Annotated in this window: 16 protein-coding genes, 1 tRNA gene and 1 pseudogene; 9 read left to right on the forward strand and 9 right to left on the reverse strand. The window is 56.8% G+C overall.

Translation table 11 applies throughout. The features are described from left to right. Positions 1-393: 393 nt before the first annotated feature. Positions 394-1,362, reverse strand: a complete 969-nt coding sequence (locus RRU01S_RS17775) for an isocitrate lyase/PEP mutase family protein (RefSeq protein ID WP_045231622.1) — start codon at positions 1,360-1,362, stop codon at positions 394-396. 178 nt (positions 1,363-1,540) lie between these two features. Here RRU01S_RS17775 and RRU01S_RS17780 point away from each other — a divergent pair, with 178 nt between their 5' ends. The 6 genes from RRU01S_RS17780 (at position 1,541) to RRU01S_RS17805 (ending at position 7,396) form a co-directional block, all read left to right on the forward strand. Then, positions 1,541-2,020 carry a tripartite tricarboxylate transporter TctB family protein gene (locus tag RRU01S_RS17780; RefSeq protein ID WP_045231623.1) on the forward strand — a complete coding sequence of 160 codons (480 nt, stop codon included), beginning with the start codon at positions 1,541-1,543 and terminating at the stop codon, positions 2,018-2,020. 10 nt (positions 2,021-2,030) lie between these two features. Beyond that, entirely contained in the window at positions 2,031-3,545 is a 1,515-nt protein-coding gene (locus tag RRU01S_RS17785) for a tripartite tricarboxylate transporter permease (RefSeq protein WP_045231624.1), read from the forward strand. Between the two features lie 16 nt (positions 3,546-3,561). Beyond that, positions 3,562-4,509, forward strand: a complete 948-nt coding sequence (locus RRU01S_RS25035) for an isocitrate lyase/PEP mutase family protein (RefSeq protein WP_165572243.1) — start codon at positions 3,562-3,564, stop codon at positions 4,507-4,509. After that, positions 4,506-5,474 (forward strand): Bug family tripartite tricarboxylate transporter substrate binding protein, encoded by a 969-nt coding sequence (locus RRU01S_RS17795; protein WP_045231625.1) that lies wholly within the window; start codon positions 4,506-4,508, stop codon positions 5,472-5,474. The genes RRU01S_RS25035 and RRU01S_RS17795 overlap by 4 nt, the downstream gene beginning before the upstream one ends. Next, entirely contained in the window at positions 5,474-6,526 is a 1,053-nt protein-coding gene (locus RRU01S_RS17800; protein ID WP_045231626.1) for an AbrB family transcriptional regulator, read from the forward strand. Before RRU01S_RS17795 ends, RRU01S_RS17800 begins: the two co-directional genes overlap by 1 nt. Positions 6,527-6,628: 102 nt before the next feature. Beyond that, positions 6,629-7,396, forward strand: a complete 768-nt coding sequence (locus tag RRU01S_RS17805; protein WP_045231627.1) for a GntR family transcriptional regulator — start codon at positions 6,629-6,631, stop codon at positions 7,394-7,396. A gap of 224 nt (positions 7,397-7,620) precedes the next feature. On the opposite strand, the gene RRU01S_RS17810 is transcribed toward RRU01S_RS17805, so the two are convergent. The 4 genes from RRU01S_RS17810 to RRU01S_RS17825 form a co-directional block, all read right to left on the reverse strand. Further along, the gene (locus RRU01S_RS17810; RefSeq protein WP_045231628.1) at positions 7,621-10,764 is read right to left on the reverse strand and encodes an efflux RND transporter permease subunit; all 3,144 of its coding nucleotides are present in this window, start codon (positions 10,762-10,764) and stop codon (positions 7,621-7,623) included. Continuing rightward, entirely contained in the window at positions 10,764-11,921 is a 1,158-nt protein-coding gene (locus RRU01S_RS17815; RefSeq protein WP_045231629.1) for an efflux RND transporter periplasmic adaptor subunit, read from the reverse strand. Before RRU01S_RS17815 ends, RRU01S_RS17810 begins: the two co-directional genes overlap by 1 nt. Positions 11,922-12,036: 115 nt before the next feature. Beyond that, positions 12,037-12,384, reverse strand: a complete 348-nt coding sequence (locus tag RRU01S_RS17820; protein WP_131367807.1) for a hypothetical protein — start codon at positions 12,382-12,384, stop codon at positions 12,037-12,039. Further along, the gene (locus RRU01S_RS17825; RefSeq protein WP_045231631.1) at positions 12,353-13,513 is read right to left on the reverse strand and encodes an AAA family ATPase; all 1,161 of its coding nucleotides are present in this window, start codon (positions 13,511-13,513) and stop codon (positions 12,353-12,355) included. The genes RRU01S_RS17820 and RRU01S_RS17825 overlap by 32 nt, the downstream gene beginning before the upstream one ends. Before the next feature lie 334 nt (positions 13,514-13,847). On the opposite strand from RRU01S_RS17825, the gene RRU01S_RS17830 reads away from it, so the two are divergent. After that, the gene (locus RRU01S_RS17830; protein WP_276325040.1) at positions 13,848-14,387 is read left to right on the forward strand and encodes a TetR/AcrR family transcriptional regulator; all 540 of its coding nucleotides are present in this window, start codon (positions 13,848-13,850) and stop codon (positions 14,385-14,387) included. 308 nt (positions 14,388-14,695) lie between these two features. Here the strand turns inward: RRU01S_RS17830 and RRU01S_RS17840 are convergent, their stop codons facing one another. After that, a complete protein-coding gene (locus RRU01S_RS17840; RefSeq protein ID WP_045231676.1) occupies positions 14,696-15,427 on the reverse strand; it encodes an SDR family oxidoreductase in 732 nt (243 codons plus the stop codon). A gap of 173 nt (positions 15,428-15,600) precedes the next feature. On the opposite strand from RRU01S_RS17840, the gene RRU01S_RS17845 reads away from it, so the two are divergent. After that, on the forward strand, positions 15,601-16,464 hold the full coding sequence (locus tag RRU01S_RS17845) for an AraC family transcriptional regulator (RefSeq protein ID WP_234936189.1): 864 nt from the start codon (positions 15,601-15,603) through the stop codon (positions 16,462-16,464). 256 nt (positions 16,465-16,720) lie between these two features. Here the strand turns inward: RRU01S_RS17845 and RRU01S_RS17850 are convergent, their stop codons facing one another. Both RRU01S_RS17850 and RRU01S_RS17855 read right to left on the reverse strand, forming a co-directional pair. Further along, a complete protein-coding gene (locus RRU01S_RS17850; protein WP_045231635.1) occupies positions 16,721-17,551 on the reverse strand; it encodes a hypothetical protein in 831 nt (276 codons plus the stop codon). Positions 17,552-17,601: 50 nt separating this feature from the next. Continuing rightward, the gene (locus RRU01S_RS17855) at positions 17,602-19,110 is read right to left on the reverse strand and encodes a lipopolysaccharide biosynthesis protein (protein WP_045231636.1); all 1,509 of its coding nucleotides are present in this window, start codon (positions 19,108-19,110) and stop codon (positions 17,602-17,604) included. A gap of 208 nt (positions 19,111-19,318) precedes the next feature. Between RRU01S_RS17855 and RRU01S_RS25435 the strand changes: the two are divergent. Continuing rightward, positions 19,319-19,547: pseudogene (locus RRU01S_RS25435) on the forward strand (IS21 family transposase); the annotation flags it as partial. A gap of 285 nt (positions 19,548-19,832) precedes the next feature. On the opposite strand, the gene RRU01S_RS17865 reads toward RRU01S_RS25435, so the two are convergent. Continuing rightward, positions 19,833-19,909, reverse strand: a tRNA-Met gene (locus RRU01S_RS17865). Positions 19,910-20,208 lie beyond the last annotated feature (299 nt).

A 20,208-nucleotide genomic window follows, 5' to 3' on the forward strand; every position in this document is an offset into this window, starting at 1 on the left:
CGAATATCAATGACGGGGCGCGGCGAGAAGTGTCGGGCGATCAATAGATATCGCAGTGCTGGCCTCGCCCATGAGACCGCTCAAAACGACTGGATTGAATTTCGAAAAGTCCGAAGATTCCGGCAGAAGGCCGTCCAAAAAGACACCGACGATTTGGTCGTCGCTGCTTTGCCACCCCTCTACCCGACCTCAGATCATCCCTGTGATATCCATCATTATTTGCGGGTCATCGATGAGAGGCAATCCCGTCAGCAGTGCGTTTTTGTTTAGAAATACTAAACTATTTATCGGGTGATTTCGGCGCATTCAGGGGCGGCGTGTTGCTCCTACACGTTGGGGAAACGCGTTTTGCGCAGACAATAAGCTGCGCAAAACGGTGATGATCCTAACCAGTCATCCCCTCGGGTCATACTCCCCTAGGGAATCAGCATATTTAGCCAGGCTTTCTTCTGGCAAAAATCGCTTTTCGATGTCCAGAACCGCTGGGAAGCCGGTGAGGTCGAGATAGGAGAAGGTGCCGAGTTTCGAGGATTGCTGGGTTTCCATGAAGTCGTTGAAAGCGTCGGCGCTTCTCTCTTTACAGTCGCGCAAAAATGCTTCCATCATCAATTGGGAAACCTTCGAGATGGAAATATTGTAGACTGCGGCACCGCTGGCCTCGTACTCGGCTGCCGAGAGCGCAGGCTTGATCGAGCTCGCATTGATGTAGATATCCGCCTCTGGGAAGGCTTCCAGCACGCGCTGCATTTCTTCGCGGCTCTGAAGCGCCATCACCATCAGCATATCGACACCGCATGCCAGATAGGCCTCGCAGCGACGCAGGACCTCATCGACGCTGCCGCCCACGGCTGCGCGCGAATCGGTTCTGGCGATGACGACGACATCGGGGTCCAGTTCATCGCGCTTGGCGCAGGCGGCGCGGTATTTGGCGCTGGCCTCCAAGATCGACACAACCTCTACGCCCTTGGTAAAGCCGCAACGCTTGGGAAAGGTCTGATCTTCAAGGAAGAACCCAGCGACACCGGCAGTGATGAACTCGTGCACGGCGCGTGTGGCGTTGACCGCGTTGCCAAATCCCGTCTCGCAATCGGCGATAACAGGAATGGTAATGGACTGGCAGATGCGGCGGATATTATCGACCGCCTCGGTCAGCGTCATCAGGCCCGCATCCGGCATGCCCATGATGTGGGCCGCTGCCTGTGAGCCGGACTGGAAGAACAGACGAAAGCCTGCCGCTTCCGTCAGTTGCGCATGATGCGGCGTTGCGCCTGAGATGCCGACCAGCGGCTTGCGGCCTTCCCGCAGCTGACGCCGCAGCTCCGAACTCATACGACCGGATATGACGGTTGGGCGAAGATGCATGTGAAACCTCCCTGAAACACTGCCGCATGTTTTCCATAGCATGGATTTTATGTCAACATTCTATCGGTATTTGCGCATTTATTCATCGCCAATCGAATTTTATTGCAAATAGTGTTGACAGATTTGCAAGTCTTGGGCTTAAGTGAGATGACATTAATATGACGGCATGGGAGGAGCTATGACTGTCAGAAACTGGCCACTGGCCACATTCGGCATCACCATATTCGCAATCGGGATTGCGGTGTTTCTCAATGCCCGCGGCATTCAGGGCGGGTTTGGGTATGACGCCGTCGGCCCCGCTGTCTTCCCGATGATCATCGGTGGAGGCTTCATGGTCTCTGCAATTTTGATGTGCCTCGAAAGCCTCAGCGTCGACGCCGACGCGACTAATAGCGATGAAAAAACAAACATCTGGCCGGTCATCGTCATTTCGGCAGCCGTGCTGATCGAGGCGCTGCTGATCAAGAAGGCCGGTTGGGTGCCCATGGCAACGCTTGTCTTCGTGGCTGGCGCCTGGGCCTTCGGTGATCGCAGGCTGCTTCTGAATGCTGTGTTCGGCCTCGTGCTGTCCGGCATCATTCTCTTCGCCTTCAACTGGGGGCTCGGCCTCGATCTTCCACTCGGCATTCTCGCGCCAATCCTTCCTGCCAACCAGTAGGTCGGCTCAAATGGATACTTTCTTTGATCTCATGAACGGCTTTGCCGTTGCTCTCACACCCGCCAATATCGGCTGGTCGCTTCTGGGCGTCACACTGGGAACCGCCATCGGCGTGCTGCCCGGCATCGGCCCTGCGACCACCGTGGCACTTCTGATGCCGCTGACACTCGGCCTCGATCCCATCTCGGCCTTCATCATGTTTGCAGGCATCTATTACGGTGCGCAATACGGCGGCTCGACAGCGTCCATTCTGCTCAACACGCCCGGTGAAGCGGGCGCGATGATGACGGCGCTCGATGGTAACGCGATGGCCCGCAAGGGGCGCGGGGCGCAAGCGCTGGCCACCGCTGCCATCGGCTCCTTCATTGCCGGAACGATTGCGACCATCGGCCTGACATTCGCGGCGCCACTGCTGGTCAATGTCGCCCTGCTTTTGACCGCACCTGATTATTTCGCACTGATGATCCTGTCGCTGGCGACGGTGACGACTGTCATCGGGCGTTCCACCGGCAAAGGTATCGCGGCGCTCTGCTTCGGCCTGTTCCTCGGCTGTATCGGCCTCGATCCGCAGACCGGACAGGAACGCTTTACCTTCGGCATCATCGAGCTTCTGGATGGTATCGACACCGTGGTGGTGGCAGTTGGTCTGTTCGCTGTCGGCGAGACGCTGTTCGTGGCGGCGCGTGAAGGCGGTGTGGCCGATAAGATTCATGCGCTGAAAGGCTCTATCTGGATGAGCCGCGAGGACTGGTCTCGGTCCTGGAAACCATGGCTGCGCGGCACGCTCATCGGTTTCCCGATCGGTGCCATTCCGGCAGGCGGAAGCGAATTGCCGACGATCCTGTCCTACACTCTGGAAAAGAAGCTGTCCCGCAACCCCGAAGAGTTCGGTAAGGGTGCCATCGAAGGTGTTGCCGGGCCGGAAGCTGCGAACAACGCCTCGGCGGCTGGTGCCTTGTCTCCGCTACTGGCGCTCGGCCTTCCCACCTCCACGACAGCCGCCGTTCTGCTCGCCGCCTTCCAGCAATATGGCCTGCGCCCCGGCCCGCTGCTGTTTGAAAGCAACAGCGATCTGGTCTGGGGTCTGATTGCCAGCCTCTACATCGGCAATGTGCTGCTGCTCATCCTCAACCTGCCCATGGTCGGCATCTGGGTGAAGCTGCTGTCGATCCCCAAGCCATGGCTCTATGGCGGCATTCTGGTGCTGGCATCGCTTGGAACCTACAGCATCAACGGCAATGCAATCGATATCTTCCTGCTCTGGATCATCGGTATCATCGGCTTCTTCTGCCGGGTTCTGGATGTGCCCATCGTGCCGTGCATTCTCGGTCTCATACTGGGCCCGATGATCGAACAGCAGATGCGCCGTTCGCTGGCCATCAGCCAGGGTGACTGGACGGTGTTTCTGACCCACCCGGCCTCGGCACTCATGCTGGCGCTGGCGGCCTCCATCATCTTTATTCCAGCCCTTATGCGCCTTCGCCGGTCCAACGACCCGGCTTCCGGCAATGCCGAAGCGCCCTGAAAGAACGGAAATGACCATGTCGCTGAGAGCCGAATATCGAAAACTCATCCGTGAGCGCGCAGGCCACGTCATGCCCGGCGTTTACGATGCCCTGTCTGCCAGAATTGCCGAACGCGCAGGCTTCAAGCTTATCGGTGGCGGAGGTTTTGCCGCCATCGGCACCATGCTGGGCGGCGCTGATATGGGCCAATCCAACATGCGCGATTATGCCGATCACTACGGTCGCATCTGCGCGGCGGTCAACGTGCCGGTATCCGTGGATGCCGACACAGGGTTCGGCGATGTGCACAATGTGACGCAGATGGTGCGCAGTTTCGAAACGGCAGGCGTTTCCGGCATCATGATCGGCGACCAGAGCTTTCCCAACCGCTGCGGATATCTGCCGGGCAAGGACGTGATCTCCGTCGAGGAAATGATCGCCAAGATACGTGGCGCCGTCGCCGCCCGCCGTGATCCCGATCTCGTCATCATCGCGCGCACCGACAGCCGCAGCGATTTCGGGTTGGATGAAGCGATCATGCGCTGCAAGCTCTATCTCGAAGCAGGCGCAGACCTCGCTAAGCCGCAAGGCGTCGACAGGCCGGAGGAAATCGCTCGCTGCATGGAGGAAATCCCCTGCGAATTTGCGGCAACCCTGTCTCAGGCAGCCAAGCAACGTTTTACCGACATTGCCGAGTTGAAGGCGCAGGGCGTCGCCACCATCAGCATGCCGTCCATCTCACTGTTTGCCGCTGCCCATGCGGTCGATACGACCTTGCGTTCGCTTGCCACGGCGGGCTCGCTGTCTTCAGTCGAGACGGGGCTGATGCGGCTCGATGACTATAATGAACTCGTCAATCTCAATGGCATGATGGCCAGTGAAATCGAGTTTCGGGAGGAGGCAACGCGCCTCGTCCAGCGCCATAACACGCGCTCTACAACACACTCTTCAGAAACCATCGACATGGGAGGAAACGTTCGATGATATCACGCAGACTGTTACTGGCAGCTTTTGCCACCACGCTCGCCCTGCCGGCACTACCCGTCGCGGCGCAAAACATCCGAACCCTAGACGTAACCGTGCCGGGCGGACCGGGCAGCGGGCTGGACCAGGTGGCACGCGCCATCGAAGACACGGTTCGCCATGAAAAGCTGGCGCCATCCGTCAAGGTCACCAACATCCCAGGTGGCGGCGGCTTTGTCGCCATCTCGCAATTCGTGACCAGCAAGGAAGGCAATGGCAACGCCGTTGTCGTGCAGGGTGCCGGAACGGTATTCTTCCCGCTGACCAACAAGACGCCGGTGACATTGGCGGATGTACGTCCGCTGGCGCGATTGGCAGGTGAATATGAGGTCATCGCAACCCGCGCCGACTCCGAGCTCACCTCCTTCAAGGACCTGATGGACAAGTTCAAGGCCAATACGGGCAGCGTTGCCTGGGGCGGCGGATCGCCGGGATCGACCGAAAACATCTTCTTCGCACGTCTGGCGAAGCAGGCCGGTCTTCAGCCAAAACAAGTGAACTTCATTCCGCACCCGAACACCGGTGAGGTCGTCGTCTCCGCGCTGAACGGGCAGGCGACCGTTGTCGGCGGTGGCTTGCAGGACTTCCTCACACAGGTGCAGGCCGGGAAGATGAAAATTCTGGCGGTTGCTGCGCCGGAGCGCCTGCCGGGCGTCGATGCCCCTACTCTGCGTGAACTCGGCGTTGACGTCGTGTTCGCCAACTGGCGCGGCATTTCGGTGCACAAGAGCCTCGATGATGCCCAGGCCAAGACGATTGCCGCTTTCGTGGAGAAAATGAAGGATACGCTACGCTGGAAGCAGATCCTGAAAGATCGCGGCTGGCTGGATATGTATATGAACGAGGCCGACTATCAGGTCTTCATCAAGAAAGAGACTGACAGCGCCAAGGAAATCCTGGGTGAATTGGGACTTGCTGCGAACTGATGCCTCCCAGGGCAAAAATCCTCACTGTCATGCTGGTGCTGGCAGCTGGGGTGGCAGGCGGAATTTTGTTCCGCCTGCTCCATCTTCCCCTGCCGTGGACGCTGGGGGCGATGTTCGGTGCGGCCCTTCTTTCGTTTTACGACCGTAGCCGAGTTCTACCCACAATCTTTCGCGATGGTGCGCGCCCGGTGATCGGCGTTATGGCCGGAAGCGCGTTTACGCCGCTGGTCGTCCAGACTATCACCGGCTGGTGGATGCTGGTGCCGATACTGATCCTGTTCTTTCTGCTGGTGACGACCTGCGGCTTCTACTTCTTTCGCTTGCTCGGCTACGACCGCTCGACAGCCATATTCGCTTCGATGCCCGGAGGGCTGGGCGAAATGACCTTGCTGGGCGCGCAGTTCGGCGCCGACATCCGCAAGCTGGTGCTTGTGCATTCCGTGCGCATCATCATCGTCGTCTCAGCCGTGCCGTTTCTTTTGACGCTGATGACCGATGTCAATCTGGTAAAAGGTGCTGCACCCCTCGGTGATCACGCCATTGCCGGCGCAGTCGACTGGCTGATTTTGCTGTTATGCGCGTGCCTTGGATATCTGGCCGGAAGACCGCTGCGATCATTCGGCGGTATCATGATCATGCCTTTGCTGTTCAGTGCCATCGCCCATGGCACCGGCCTCACCGCCATTGCACCGCCCTCATGGCTGGTCGCAGGCATGCAGGTGATCATCGGCTGTATCACCGGCGCGCGATTTGCTGGCATCAAGTTTCACGAGGCACGACTTGCGCTGATGCAGGGCGTTTTCTGGACATCGATCCTCATCGCTCTGGCACTTGGAGCGGCAGAGATCACCAGCATTCTGGTCAACCAACCCTTTGCCGCACTATTCCTGGCGTTTGCGCCCGGCGGCTTTGCCGAGATGAGCATCATCGCCTTTGCAGCTAACATCGAGGTTGCCTTCGTCGTGACCTGCCACGTCTTCCGCACCATTTACGTCGTTCTCGCGGGGCCCTTCATTCACCGTCTTCTTGCAGGGAAACATGATCGGTCATGACACTCTAAGCCATTGAATCGACGCATCCGCCTTCGAAAATCCATTCCGGTCTTCGGGCCGATGCGCTAGTATCGCGCGAGATAAACGAGGTTGGCATTGAGCATGGATCGCATCGACACGCTGGGCGCAGGCATTCAAGACCGCGCTATGGAAGTGGAAGGAACGCTGGCGGAACGACTTTTCCACCAATTGACCGAGGCCATTCTTCTGGGCGAAATTCCGCTCGGCTCGAAAATGAGCGAGCCCGCATTAGCCCAGCGTTTCGGTGTCAGCCGCGGCCCCCTTCGCGAAGCCATGCACCGCCTGCAGGAGCGCCGCCTAATTACGCGCACCGCCAACCAGGGCGCGCGCGTGACCGAAGCAACACCGGAACGACTGTCGTCACTGTTTTCCGTGCGTGAAATGCTGGAAGGCCTCGCTGCTCGCGAAGCCGCGGTCAAGATGACATCAGCCGATTTCCTCAAGCTGCGCGAAACCATCGAGCATCACGAAGCCGGGCTGGCAGGACTAGAGCCCGGTCAGCACAATGCGCTGGGCACTGTCGACAGGGACTTTCATTTTCAGATTGCCCAATCCAGCCAGAACGATCTGCTGATAAAGCTGCTTTGCGAAGAGCTCTATCCGCTGCTCCGTCTCTACCGCAGCCGCAACGACAGTCTCGTTCTGCGCCAACGCGCCGTGGTCGAACACAAGCGCATCTACGACGCCATCACCGACCGTGACGCCGACCTCGCCGAGATCATGATGCGCCGCCACATAGGCAGCGCCAAAATACGTCGGGTCGAGGCAATGCAGCGCGATATTGCGCTTGAAGGAGAAGTGACATCAGCCACCGGGAAACGAAAACTAAAGCCAAGTGGCCGTCAATGAGATCTAGGCATCATTCAACTCTTGGGATGAAGTGACGCTCTCATGCCTCTACCCCAGATGGAAAGACGATCACGCTAAAGGTAACAGTGACGAGACGTGTGGCGCTGTTCCTAGACACATGCATGACGCAAGGCGACGAACACCCGAGCGTCGGCGAAGCTGATGGCAAACTTTGGGGTTGTCTGTCCGACACGGCAACGTTTCCCGTGTTTCTGTACCGTTGCCTAAGCGCTTGCCGGTGCTGGCCCGTTTTTCGATGTTTCAACGCCACTGCGCGTTCTCAACTTGTCCAGCAGCAGATAGACGACAGGCGTTGTGTAAAGCGTCAGCAACTGGCTGACGAGCAAGCCACCGACGATGGCATAGCCGAGGGGTTGTCGCAGTTCCGAGCCTGATCCATGACCGATGGCCAGCGGCAATCCGCCGAGAAGAGCGGCCATGGTCGTCATCAATATCGGGCGAAACCGCATCTGCGCCGCCTTCGTGATGGCCTCCTCGCTGGTGAGGCCTTCGTCCCGTTCCGCCTGAATTGCGAAATCGACGAGCATGATGCCATTTTTCTTGACGATGCCGATCAGCAGAATGACGCCGATCATGGCGACCAAACCGAAATCAAAGCCCGCGACCTGAAGAGCAAGCAAGGCGCCGAGGCCAGCCGATGGCAGCGTGGAAAGAATGGTCAATGGATGGATGAGGCTCTCATAGAGAACGCCGAGGATGATGTAGACCACCACAAGGGAAGCGAGAATCAGCAGAGGTACCGTTCCCAGCGAATCCTTGAAGGCCTTGGCACTTCCGGAAAAACTCGTTTGCAGGGACGCGGGCGGCTGCATGTTTGAAACCGCATTTTCAATCGCAGCAGTCGCCTGTCCCAGAGCGACATCAGGGGCGAGATTGAAGGATACGGTGACCGCAGGCGATTGACCCTGATGCGAAATCGACACCGGCGATACGCCATCCGTCGACCATTTGGCAACGACGGGAAGCGGCACCAGCGTTCCATTGCTCGCCCGCACCGACAGCCGCTCAAGGGTCGCGATATCACGCTGAAGGCTTGGCAGAACTTCCAAAATCACCCGGAAGGTATCGGTCTGCGTCGAATAGGAGGCCACCTGTCTCTGGCCGAATGCATCATAGAGCGTATCATCAATCGCGGAGGGTAGGACGCCATAGAGCGTTGCTGCTGCGCGGTCGATCTTGATGGACAGGTTGGGCGCTTGCGCCTGCTGGTCGCTGCCGACATCTCGCAATTCCGGCAGGCCTTGCAGACCGCTGGTGATCTTCCCGGACCAGTCTCCCAGTTCCTGAATATTCGCATCCTGAAGGGTGAACTGATATTGGGTTTTGGCAGGACGAGCCCCGATGTTGATGTCCTGCGCCGATTGCATGAACAGCTTGATGCCCTGCTGAACGTTCAACGCGGAACTCAGCCTGTCGATGACCTCCTTTGCGCTGGCGTCACGCTGATCCAGCGGTTTCAAGGTTATGTTCACATGGCCCTGGTTGAGTGCGTTACCGCCATTGCCGCCGCCGATATCCATGAAGACGCTGTAAACGGCCGGGTCCTTCATGATGATGGCGCTGACGCGCTCTTGAAGCTTTGCCATCTCCGTAAAGGAGATATCCGGCGAAGCCTGCGAGAGCCCTGCGATAAAGCCGGTGTCCTGTTCCGGAAAGAAGCCTTTTGGTACTATGACGAAGAGGTAGCCGGTCGCCGCGACAGTGCACAGGAAAACCACCAGCGTTATGTATTTATGGCGTATGACCGGCTTCAGGCTGCGCATGTAGAGGGAGGTCAGGCCATCGAAGAAAGCCTCTCCCGCCTTGTAAAAGCGCCCGCGTTTGCTGTTATCCATCGGGCGAATGAAGCGCGATGCCAGCATGGGCGTTAGCGTCAGCGAGACGATTGCCGAAATGATGATCGCCACGGTGAGAGTTACCGCAAATTCGCGGAAAAGCCTGCCGACGATGCCGCCCATCAGCAGGATCGGGATGAGCACGGCAATCAGCGAGAGGCTGATGGAGACGATGGTGAAACCGATTTCGCCCGCACCCTTGCGCGAGGCCTCCAGCGGATCCATGCCATCTTCGATGTGGCGTGATATATTTTCCAGCATCACGATTGCGTCGTCCACGACAAAGCCGACCGCGACAACCAGCGCCATCAGTGAGAGATTGTCTAGGCTGAAGCCAAGCACCCACATGGGCGCTAACGCCCCGACAAGCGCGATGGGCAGGGTCAGAACGGGAATGATAGTGGCGCGCAGATTGCGCAGGAAAAGGAAGATGACGACGACCACGAGCCCGATAGTCAACATCAGCGTAAACTGGACATCCTCGACGGAAGCTCGGATGGTCGTCGTGCGGTCCGTGACCAGTTCCAATTTGATGGATTTCGGAAACGAAGCCTGAAGGGCCGGGAGTTGTTCCTTGATGGCATTGACGACGGCGATAACGTTGGCCCCCGGCTGACGGAATACGTCAAGCGCAATGCCACGCTCGCCATTTGTCCAGTGCGCCATCTTGTTGTCTTCAGCGCCGTTTACCGCCTGACCGATATCGCGGATGCGCACGGGTCCGCCGTTGCGATAGGCGATGACGGCATCGTTCCATTCGGCGCTGCTGCCAATCTGGTCGTTGGTATAGATCGGAAATGTGCGGGTGGGGTCGTCGATATTGCCCTTCGGCGCACTGAGGCTGAGGTTGCCGATCGCGGTTCGCACATCCTCCAAGGTCACATCTGCCTGCGCCAGCCTGCCCGGGTCCACCGCAATGCGGATGGCGGGTTTCTGCTTGCCGCCGATATTAACGAAGGCCACGCCGGACACCTGCCCGATTTTCGATGCGACATTGCGCTCGATATATTCGTCCAGCTCCGGCAAAGTCAGCGTGTCGGAACTAGCCGACAGCTGCATGACGGGCGCATCGGACGGGTTGACCTTTCTCACCGTTGGAAGCGATGTCATGTCTTTGGGCAGTTCACCTGCGGCTTCGCTGATGGCGGTCTGCACATCGCTTGCCGCCGTCTGAATATCCTGGTCCAGGTCGAACTGGACTGTGATCGATGTCGTACCAAGCGAACTGTTGGACGTCATCTCGGTTATGCCGCTGACACGCGACAGTGCTTCCTCGATGGGTTGGGCAACGCTGGATGCCATGGTGTCCGGCGAAGCGCCGGGAAGATTAGCGGCGATCTGGACCGTTGGAAAATCGATCTGTGGCAAAGCGGAAACCGGCATGAACGGGTAGCAAACAGCGCCGAGAAGAAAGATGCCCGCCATGATCAATCCGGTCGCGACCGGATGCATAATGAAAAAATCGAAAAAGCCAGGCTTGATTTTGTCTTCAGCGTCCTGAGGCTTGCTCATTATGGATTTGCCTTTTCAGCAAGCTCGCCCGTCGGGGATCCGGTCCAGGGCGTGACCTGAACCTTATCACCATCGCCAATGCGCGACTGGCCATCCATGACGACCTGATCGCCATCGCCAATGCCATCGACCACCAGCGCACGTGCATTCGTCACATAAGCGGTCTTGACGGTCCTCTTTTGAACTTTTCCGTCCTGCCCGATCACATAGGCATAGAGCCCGTCTCGACCTCGGGCGAGTGCCTTGTCGGGAACGACGACGCCGTTGCGTTTCTCCACGGTGAGGATCGTGGCGACGGGCAGTCCCGGCCAGAGCGCTCCATCCTTGTTATCGAATGTCGCCCGCAGGTGAATAGAACCGTTCGATGCGTCGACCGCATTGTCCACTGTGGTCAACTGACCCTTGGCGAGAACGCGACTACCATCCGTGCTGACGAGTTGAACCTCGGCAAGACCTTCCTTCAGCGCATCGCGGATTTCGCCAAACCGATCACCGGGGGCGACAAAGGACACTGCAATCGGGTCCATCTGCGTGATCGTGACGATACCATCGGTCGAGCGCGCACTGATCAGGCTGCCGACATCGACCTGCTTGAAACCCGTGCGGCCAGAAATCGGCGCAATGACGGTGGCAAAGCTCAGCTGCGTTTCGGCATTTTTGATCTGCGCATCATCATACTGAACGGCTGCGGCATATTGCTCGCTGGCTGCGTTCTTCTGCTCAAGCGTCGATGCCGAGGCCACGCCTTTTTCGGCAAGGGCGGCATATCGCTGGGCGTCCATCTGCGCGCTGTTGAGTTGCGCCTGATCCTGCGCCCGCTTGGCCTGTGCGGATGTCAACGCAGACCCCAACTCACGGTCATCAAGCTTGAGAAGAACGCTTCCCTTCGTTACCAACTGCCCTTCCGTGAAGGAAATTTCTGTTACCTGCCCATCGGTGCGCGGGCGAACATTGACGGACTGCAAAGGCGCAACGGTGCCGATACCGTTGATGACGCGGTCAATCGTTTCGACACTTGCCTTTATGGCGGTTACGGGAACAGGAGCCGGTTCTTCCGCTGATGAAGATGTGGATTGAAGAGCCACGATGCTTGCCAGCAATGACAGGCCTATAAATTTGCCACCAATGGCAGACAATCGAACCAAAGGTTTATTCATGCAAGCCACTCCTGAAAGCGGTGAATTAACGCGGCGATGATGATTTTGGTTCAATGCTTGAGGCGATGTCGCGTGCGGTACTGCCGTTCCACAGATTGAAACGAATATTCCCTTATCAATCCAAAGCGCTATTGAAAGCGAAATCCGGCCGCGAGAACGACATCACCGCGCGAAGCGTCAATGTCTTGAGGATGAGATAGCGGCCTGTTTCTGAAAGGTGAGGAACCACATCGGCTTCGCTGACAGAAACAACAGTTGGCGTGGCCTTTGACGTTTTAGGAGCATGGGACATCGTCACGTGGTCGGGAGAAACCTGTTCGGAAACCATGTCGTCAATGTCATTACCCTGCCGCAGGTTTGTGTCTTCAAACATCAGCGCAAAATCGACCATGTTTGCGCAAGACGTCACCAAATCAGCGCTAGGAAGCGCCTTATCGTGCAGGCCAATTCCATGCAGGTGCATCGATCCCTTCGGCCACAGTTTCGCCCAGCACTTTGGAGAGCCGCACCATCAACCCTTTTCCCTCGGCGCCAAGGTGCGACACCAACTCCTCCGCATGGGACACGACGAGCAGTTGGGACCGGTCACACGCCCGGATGATCAAACGAGACAAGGGTGCAAGGAGGCTGGGATGCAGACTGGTTTCAGGCTCGTTCAGCACCATCAGCGAGGGAGGACGCGGCGTGGTGAAAGCTGCCACCAGCAGCAGATAACGCAACGTGCCATCGGAGAGTTCTGTAACCGAAAGCGGTCGTAGCAAACCCTTCTGTCGCATCAGCAGTTCGAAGCGCCCTCGCTCCGTCTTGATCTCGATCGTGCTGCCAGGAAAAGCATCTTCGATAGCAGCGTCAAAGCCCGCCGCATCGCCAATTTCCTGGATAGTCGCGATGGCGGCGGCCAGATCGGCACCGTCGGATGACAGAGCCGGTGTTCGGGTACCAATCTGCATCTGTCGCACAGGCGAAAATGGATCGGTTCGGAAGTGATCGTAAAAACGCCAGCCACTCATTTGGGCACGCAAATACAGAAGTTCAGGCAAGTTCTTCGGATCAGCGGACTGCGTCATCATGCTTTCGAATGATGCGAGATCGTGCAGCAAAACCTCACGTTGGCCGCTTGCGGAAAGAGCGGTCACAACCGGCCCAGCACGTTCCACAAACACATTTCGGCGGCTCAACGCTTCGCCTGCCCACACGGCTTCTGCCTTGATAATGGGATCAAGCGCAAAATAGCTCGGCGGGGGTGGAGCGACTGGCAGTCCAAGATCAATCGCGTAACCGTAATCATCTGATGCAAATCCGAGCTTGAGTGCGACCGGATGTTTCCGAACCGTCCCCTGCACGGGCGCGGTGCCGTCCTTCATGCTACGCGAAAAAGCCTCCGGCCCAGCCCAGATCGTCGATTGCAGTCCACCCTCTGCAGCCAATGATGCGATAGCTCGTCCCTGCGCGACATCTGCAAGAAGTCTGAGCGCACGATAGAAACTCGACTTTCCCGCTCCGTTCCCACCGGTCACGACGGTCAGCTTTTCAAGCGGCAGGACGAGGTTACGAAGGGACCGATAACCCGAAATGGCGATAGTCAGGATCATGCGCACCAAGTTCTCACGGTTTGCAAGGAGATGGCAAGAGGAGACCCATCATGCCAAGCAATATCAGATCCAAAACCGATAGGTCTAATAGAGACTGGAAACGACCTACCAAACACATGACGTGGTCGCCATCGAGATCGCAAGCTTTGACAATTTTTTTCGAATAAATACGTCCGCTGATTTCGGTGCTTGTTTCGTCAGCGCGAGCAAACCGTCAGTGACGTGGTCTTCATTTCCGTCCTCATCCACTTACGGGGGTGCGGATAAAAAGTTGGACTGCTTTATACGTTAAGGCCAAGACTTCTTCGATATTCGACGCAAAGAGCGACAGAAAGTGGAGCGCGAGCAGCGCATCATCGGCGCGGCAAGAATGATTGCCGAAAAAGACGGCTGGGCCTCGGTAACAGTTCGTAGACTTGCTCAGGAGATCGAATACAGCCAGCCCGTCCTGTACGCCCATTTCCAAAACCGCGACGCGATTGTCGGAGCGGTCGCTCTGGAAGGATTTGGGGAGCTAGGGCCAGTGCTGCGGGCATCGATCCGGCGCGGCGCAAGTTCGGCGAAAGCAATGGAAGACGTTGCTATGGCCTACCTGGAATTCGCATTTGAGCGGCCAGCTTTGTACGAAGCGATGTTCGTCCTTCCGAGCGGTCTGCAGTTTGCAAAGTCCGATACACCTCAATCCATGCGCGATACATTCGGGGCAATGATGGCGGTCGTTGAGCCATTTTGCACAAACGCTGAAGTCGCCACCGAGACCTTCTGGGCTACCCTTCATGGTCTGGCAGAACTTGAAAAGCACGGTCGGATAAGGGCGGCGTTCCGCAAAGAGCGAGTGAGTCATTTCATCGATATGCTTTCGCGTAGGCACTGATCCACGAATACGGAAGACGTTTCAGCGCAGGGACCCGACTTCATGTTATTTGTGGAGTTTGCTGCGCTCGAACATTGCTCCTGACGAGCTTCGATATAGCAGCAACGATCAAGGCAATGTCCGTGTGTAGCGTAGCACTGCGAAGGCAACGGTTGGCCCGAAGCTGTCGCCCCATCAAGCACCGGCAACCGGCGCAGGCTCCAGTATTCCCCCCCGCTGCTTGGCTTCCAAGACCAAGCAAGCCAGCATATTGCGAGCCGGACTTGCTTGATCGGAGCAGTGTGACAAAGCCTAGCGCACCTTGTCGTCTAGCCTTTTAAACTCCCACCGAATTCTTCGGGGACGAGGTCTCGCTCGGCCTCGCCGCTGCGAACAAGTGCGAGGATTGCGTCGGCTACAAAATCCGGTGAATGCGCAATCGACCGGGTGTCAGCTTCTTGCGTTTCTGCCAAGCCGCCGCCTGACCTTACGGAGCCGTAAAACTCCGTGCTGGTGATCGAGGGATGGATCGTGGAGACTACAATCCCGTCGTCGGCAAGCTCCAGGCGCGCGACACGTGAGAGCATGTTGAGTGCCGCTTTCGAGCTCGTATATGCTGCCGAGCCCGCATAGACTGCAAGCGTTGCGCCAGAACTGACGTTGATGATGCTTCCGCGACCACGTTCGCGCATCCCCGGAATGACCGCCTGCATCGTGACCAACGGTGCGACAGCGTTCAGATCGAGCGCCGCCTTGAAGTCATCAGCAGCGATATCACCGATGTTGGCGTAAAGCCCTTGACCGGCATTGTTGACGAGAACATCAATCTGGCCAAACTCTTTGATCCCGGCTCGTACTGCGGCTTCCACCTGCTCGGGCCTTGTAACGTCGCATTCGACTGCGAGCGCGGTCCCGAGTTCCGCGGCGAGTGCCGCGAGACGGTCCTTTCGGCGGGCGAGCAGAATAAGCTTTGCACCGGCTGTAGAAGCCGCCCGTGCCGTGGCCTTGCCGATACCGGACGACGCTCCCGTGATCATAACGACGGCATCTCTCAATTCCATTTGAAACATCCAATTCACTTCAAGGCAGGTTCCCCACACGGGTCCGGCACTCACAAGAACTAAGCCGACGCAGCCGTTTTCGCGTGTCCGATCCGACTTGTTTTTTGCACGATCCTGCTTTCTGCATTGATTTGACGATGTCATCATGCGATGGGCCATGCATGAACCAAACCATGGACAGGCTGAAGGATTTTGCGCTGGACAGGTCCACGGGTATTCTGACTCGAACGGCCATTCCACGCGTGGACATCTTCAACGTTCCTGAGCCCACCGAACTCTTCCCGGAAATCTACCAGCCGTTAGTCAGCCTGATCCTGCAGGGCAGGAAACGGCTCTCGATCGGGAACGAGGTTTTGGAATACGGACCGGGAGACACGTTCATCGCATCCGTGGCGCTTCCTGTTGTCGGTGAAGTGGCCCAGGCGAGTCCGTCTGAGCCGTACCTTGCCCTTAGCCTGACCTTTGACAGTGCAGCGGTTGCAGACCTTTTAAAGCACGCCGATGCCCAGCCCGAGATGGGCGACACGCGTACCTTCAATGTCTATCAGGCGAGTGAAGACCTGCTCGACACCTGGACCCGGTTGCTGCATCTGGCGGACAGGCCCCACGAGGTCAGCGTGATGGCGCCTATGCTGGAACGTGAAATCCTGTTCAGACTGCTTCTCGGCCCGCAAGGAGCGATCCTTCGACAGGTGGCGAGTGTCGATAGCCGCTTCTCTCGGATAAGAACTGCCCAGATATGGATCAGGGAAAATTACGGGGCACCATTCCGAGTAGATGATCTCGCACGAATTGCTGGAATGAGCGTATCCGCTTTTCACCGTGCCTTCAAAGCCAGCATCGGTCTGTCTCCCCTCAAGTATCAGAAGCACATCCGGCTTTACGAAAGCCGTCGAATGCTGTTTGCATCACCTGGAAACGTAGGCGCTGTCGCTCTTGCGGTAGGCTATCAGAGCTTGTCGCAATTCACACGTGAATACACCAGGATGTTCGGTACACCTCCAGCTCGTGATGTCAAAAGCTTCCGGCAGAACTAATGGTTTGTCGCAAAATTACACGACTTCGCCACCTTTAGTTGTCGCCTTATCCTGCTTATTGCGCAAAGCAACGTCCCCGCCGACAATGCTTCGCTTTCAGAATAGTCAGTCTCGCTGATTGGCGGTGTCGGCTACGCCTGCGGAGGCGATGAAGAAGGTGTCGCCTTGATTACGACCCTACAGCAGAGGTAAGTCAACGCTTTCGACAGAGGTAATGTCCCTCACTCCTAACCAAAGGTAATTGCGAGAGGCTGGGTCAGACGCTCCGGTTTTCAGGCAAACTATCTTTGCCAAAAAATTCTTTTCGCAGCCCGTTACTGATCAGGCGAACCTTTAACAGGTTGCCGATCAGGTGGTGTGGATTTCGCAACGCCCACTTGTTAAGGAAATGTGCCTTTAAAATGCCGATCGATTTACTGTGCGCACCGCTATGTCCTACACGGTAGATAGCCCCGCGAAATGGGAGTTGGCTAAGGGGATGACCAGCATCGGCCAAGATTTTGCCGATCTTCACATGGCTCCCTAGCATCGTCTTGACATAGGCTGGATCGGCCTCGTCGACGCTTGCGGGTAATCCGTAGAGTGCCGCGCTGATAATCAAAGACGTACCGCAGAAGTTAGAAAAGTCGTTGTGGTGGAGTAGAAAGTTACCCCCTTCGCTCCATAAATATCCCTTGTCGATCTTCCAGCCATCGGAAGTCCGGTGTTCGGATATGAACGCAGCGATTCTGGAACTGACCAGATCGTCGTCATCGACCACCATAAAAAAATTCGATCCTGATCCAGTCAGCATGCCGCTCAATATCCGCCGGCCTTTATCCAAGCGAACAGCGTCATATGCCTTTTCGCGGTTGGCATCGTTTAAATCATAAAATTCGTTAGGCGGAAAGTTAACCCGGACGGTAGAAAACTGCGGAGGCAGGTCCGGCAGGTCAGCACCTTCGTTAGCGACGATGATCGCCCGCCAGTCGCTGTGCGTCTGTCCGGAAATCGATGCGATTGTTTGCGCTAGACGCGACTTCAGCGCCGACCAGTCCTTAGCGTTGGCCTGGTGGCGGACTGGAATGATGAACGTGACTAAAGTCATGGAATTGTCCTTGATGAACTTCAGGCCGAGCTACAAAATTGGTTCTTAGATCAATCGCTGGAAGGCTGCGGCTGGCTCTTTCGGTGCCGCGCCTGCAACGTCGTGTTCACGAGGAACATGATCCTTTGTCGACACATAAGTAGAATTAAAGCGCAGTAAGTGATCCCACCGACCACGATTTCAACCGCTAGCCGCCATGCCGGTGGCCAGTCGTGAAGCCAAGTAGAAATCGCTAATATGACCATGAGCATACCGATATAGGCAGCTGTTGGGCGGAGGAACTGTGCAAAATACTTCCAAACGCTAAGGTCGATAAGCTTGGACACCATGTAGAGCGTAACCGGCCAGAGAACAAAAACGCCAATCATCATGGCGCAGACAATCGTTGCCACGTCGTATTTGTAGAGCAACAGAATGGTTAGAATCGTTACGATATTGCGAACCAGCTGATAGTAGAACCACCAGTTTGACTTGCCCTGGCTGTTGATCAGTGAAGCCTGAACGATGCCTATTCCGCTCATTAGGCCGATGACGCAGAAAAAGCGAACCGGCCAAATGGCACCGTCCCAATGCTGACCGAATATCAGGGGGATGGCGTCACCGGCAATCGCGGCCAGCCCCATGAACACAGGGAACGAGACGAGCGAGCAGCCGAACGTCGCCATCAGAAATGCTTCGCGAACTTTCGCCTTTTCGGACTGTAGGGAGGAAAGAAGAACATGAGTGACGGAGTTCAGACCTCCTGCTACCACCTGATTGAGCATTTCGAACAGTCGCCGCGCAAAGTTGTAAATTCCGAGTGCAGCAGGACTGATCAGCGTGCCGATGATCAGTTGGTCCAGGTTCATGGTCTGCAAAAAGCGGTTTCCAGACGCGAATATTCCGTAATGAAGTAATTCACGCAGGCTCGCGAGCTTGATATGAAAACCTGGTAGCCAGCGGGCGCCCCAGAACGCAGCAATACAGGCTGCGGCAGGTGCTGCTATCTGGGCAATAGCAAGTGCCCAAAGGCCGAAGCCGGCAAAAATCAACGACAGGCATATGACCGCCGAGACGGAAGTGGCGATTGCTGTTCGTGCTGCAGCGAGATGAAATGACATCGTCCGTGCAATAAGCGCATTCGGCACAACCATCATCATGTCGAAAAATACCTTCAGGCCGATAATCGACAAGAGGCCGGCAATTTCTCCGTGACCGAGTAAATTGGCGAGTGGCGCTGAGGCGAAAAATAGCACCGCGTAGAGCACCGCAGCCGACATGAACGTCATCCAGAAGACTGTGTCGAGATGGCTACGGCGAATCGAGGTTTGCTGAATCAGCGCGTCACCAAAGGCCGTCGGTCCGAAACCTGCGGCAAAGCTGACTACAGCGAAGGCAAGCGCAATGAGCCCGAAATCCTGAGGCTGTAGATAGCGCGATGTGACAACGAAGACGAGGCTGTTGAGGGCAGTCGGAATCAGAGTATCGAGCGCTGACCAGAAGGCCCCCCGGAGAGCCGCTCTGGACCGATTCTCGCTGAGATGTGCAAAGACGATTTCGTCACCATCGGTCGTCGCCAATTACTTCACCTCTCTGTGCGCCTTCCATTGACCGTATCAGGCCATTTTGTCCAAGAAAAGACATGTGCTGCACTGCGGCAGGAATGGTGCGCGGTTTAACAGCTCGCCTGGGAGCGGCCGCCCGGTTGGCGTGCCAGCGCGCACCGACTAGGTCCAGCGAGTTCGATGAGATTCATGAACGCCGAGGGCACCCTCGACCTTAACGACCGAAGCCTATGTCCCACTCTACTACGCGCCCGGCGAGGCCTACCAGTTTGATTGGAGCTACGAGATCATTCTGATCAACTGGGTGACGACGACCATAAAGGTGGCACATGTCCGGCTTTTCCACAGCCGTATGATGTTTGCCCGAGCCTATATGCGCGAAAGCCAAGAAATGGCGTTTCGACACGCACGACAGGGCCTTCGACGTCTTCCGTGGCACTTGCACGGGTGGCACCCGCTGGCCTTGCATTCTATAGCCGGCAACTTTTTTCCGGAATGGGAGGCCTCTGCTAAGTCGACGGAGCTCACAATTTACTGTCAACTCGCTGCTATCCGTGCTTCGATGCAGGCGTTCCAGGAATACAGTGCCGGTCTCACGCAGCAGCATAGAAACGAGTTCGCCCGCTTGGTCAGGGCGCGTGAGTTCGATAATCAGTCTGAGATGGTGGCTTATCTTAAACGCTGTCGTGCCGTAATCGCCGAAGCGGAGGCTGAATGGAAGCTGTTACAAGTTTGGTTGGTTGCGGGGGCAGGATTTGAACCTGCGGCCTTCAGGTTATGAGCCTGACGAGCTACCGGGCTGCTCCACCCCGCGTTACCAGGTTTTTGCGTTCGCAAAAACCGACAGAGCAAACTCGCCGAGTTTGCGTATCCGATCCGGTTTTTGCCTTAGGCAAAATACCGTTATTACCAGCGTAAATCCCTATGGGATTTATCGCGACTGCATCACAGCTTGGCTGTGATGCATACTGCCGGAGCAAATCCTTTAGGATTTGTCTCCTGTAAGGGGCGCACGATTGTATGATACGCCGATATTGTCTTTGCGTTTTATAACGCAAAAGGCCGCGTAGTGAGCGGCCTTTGACTGGCCTTATGGCCGTTTGTTTTTGCGCT

Source organism: Agrobacterium rubi TR3 = NBRC 13261, assembly GCF_000739935.1.
Classification (GTDB): domain Bacteria; phylum Pseudomonadota; class Alphaproteobacteria; order Rhizobiales; family Rhizobiaceae; genus Agrobacterium; species Agrobacterium rubi.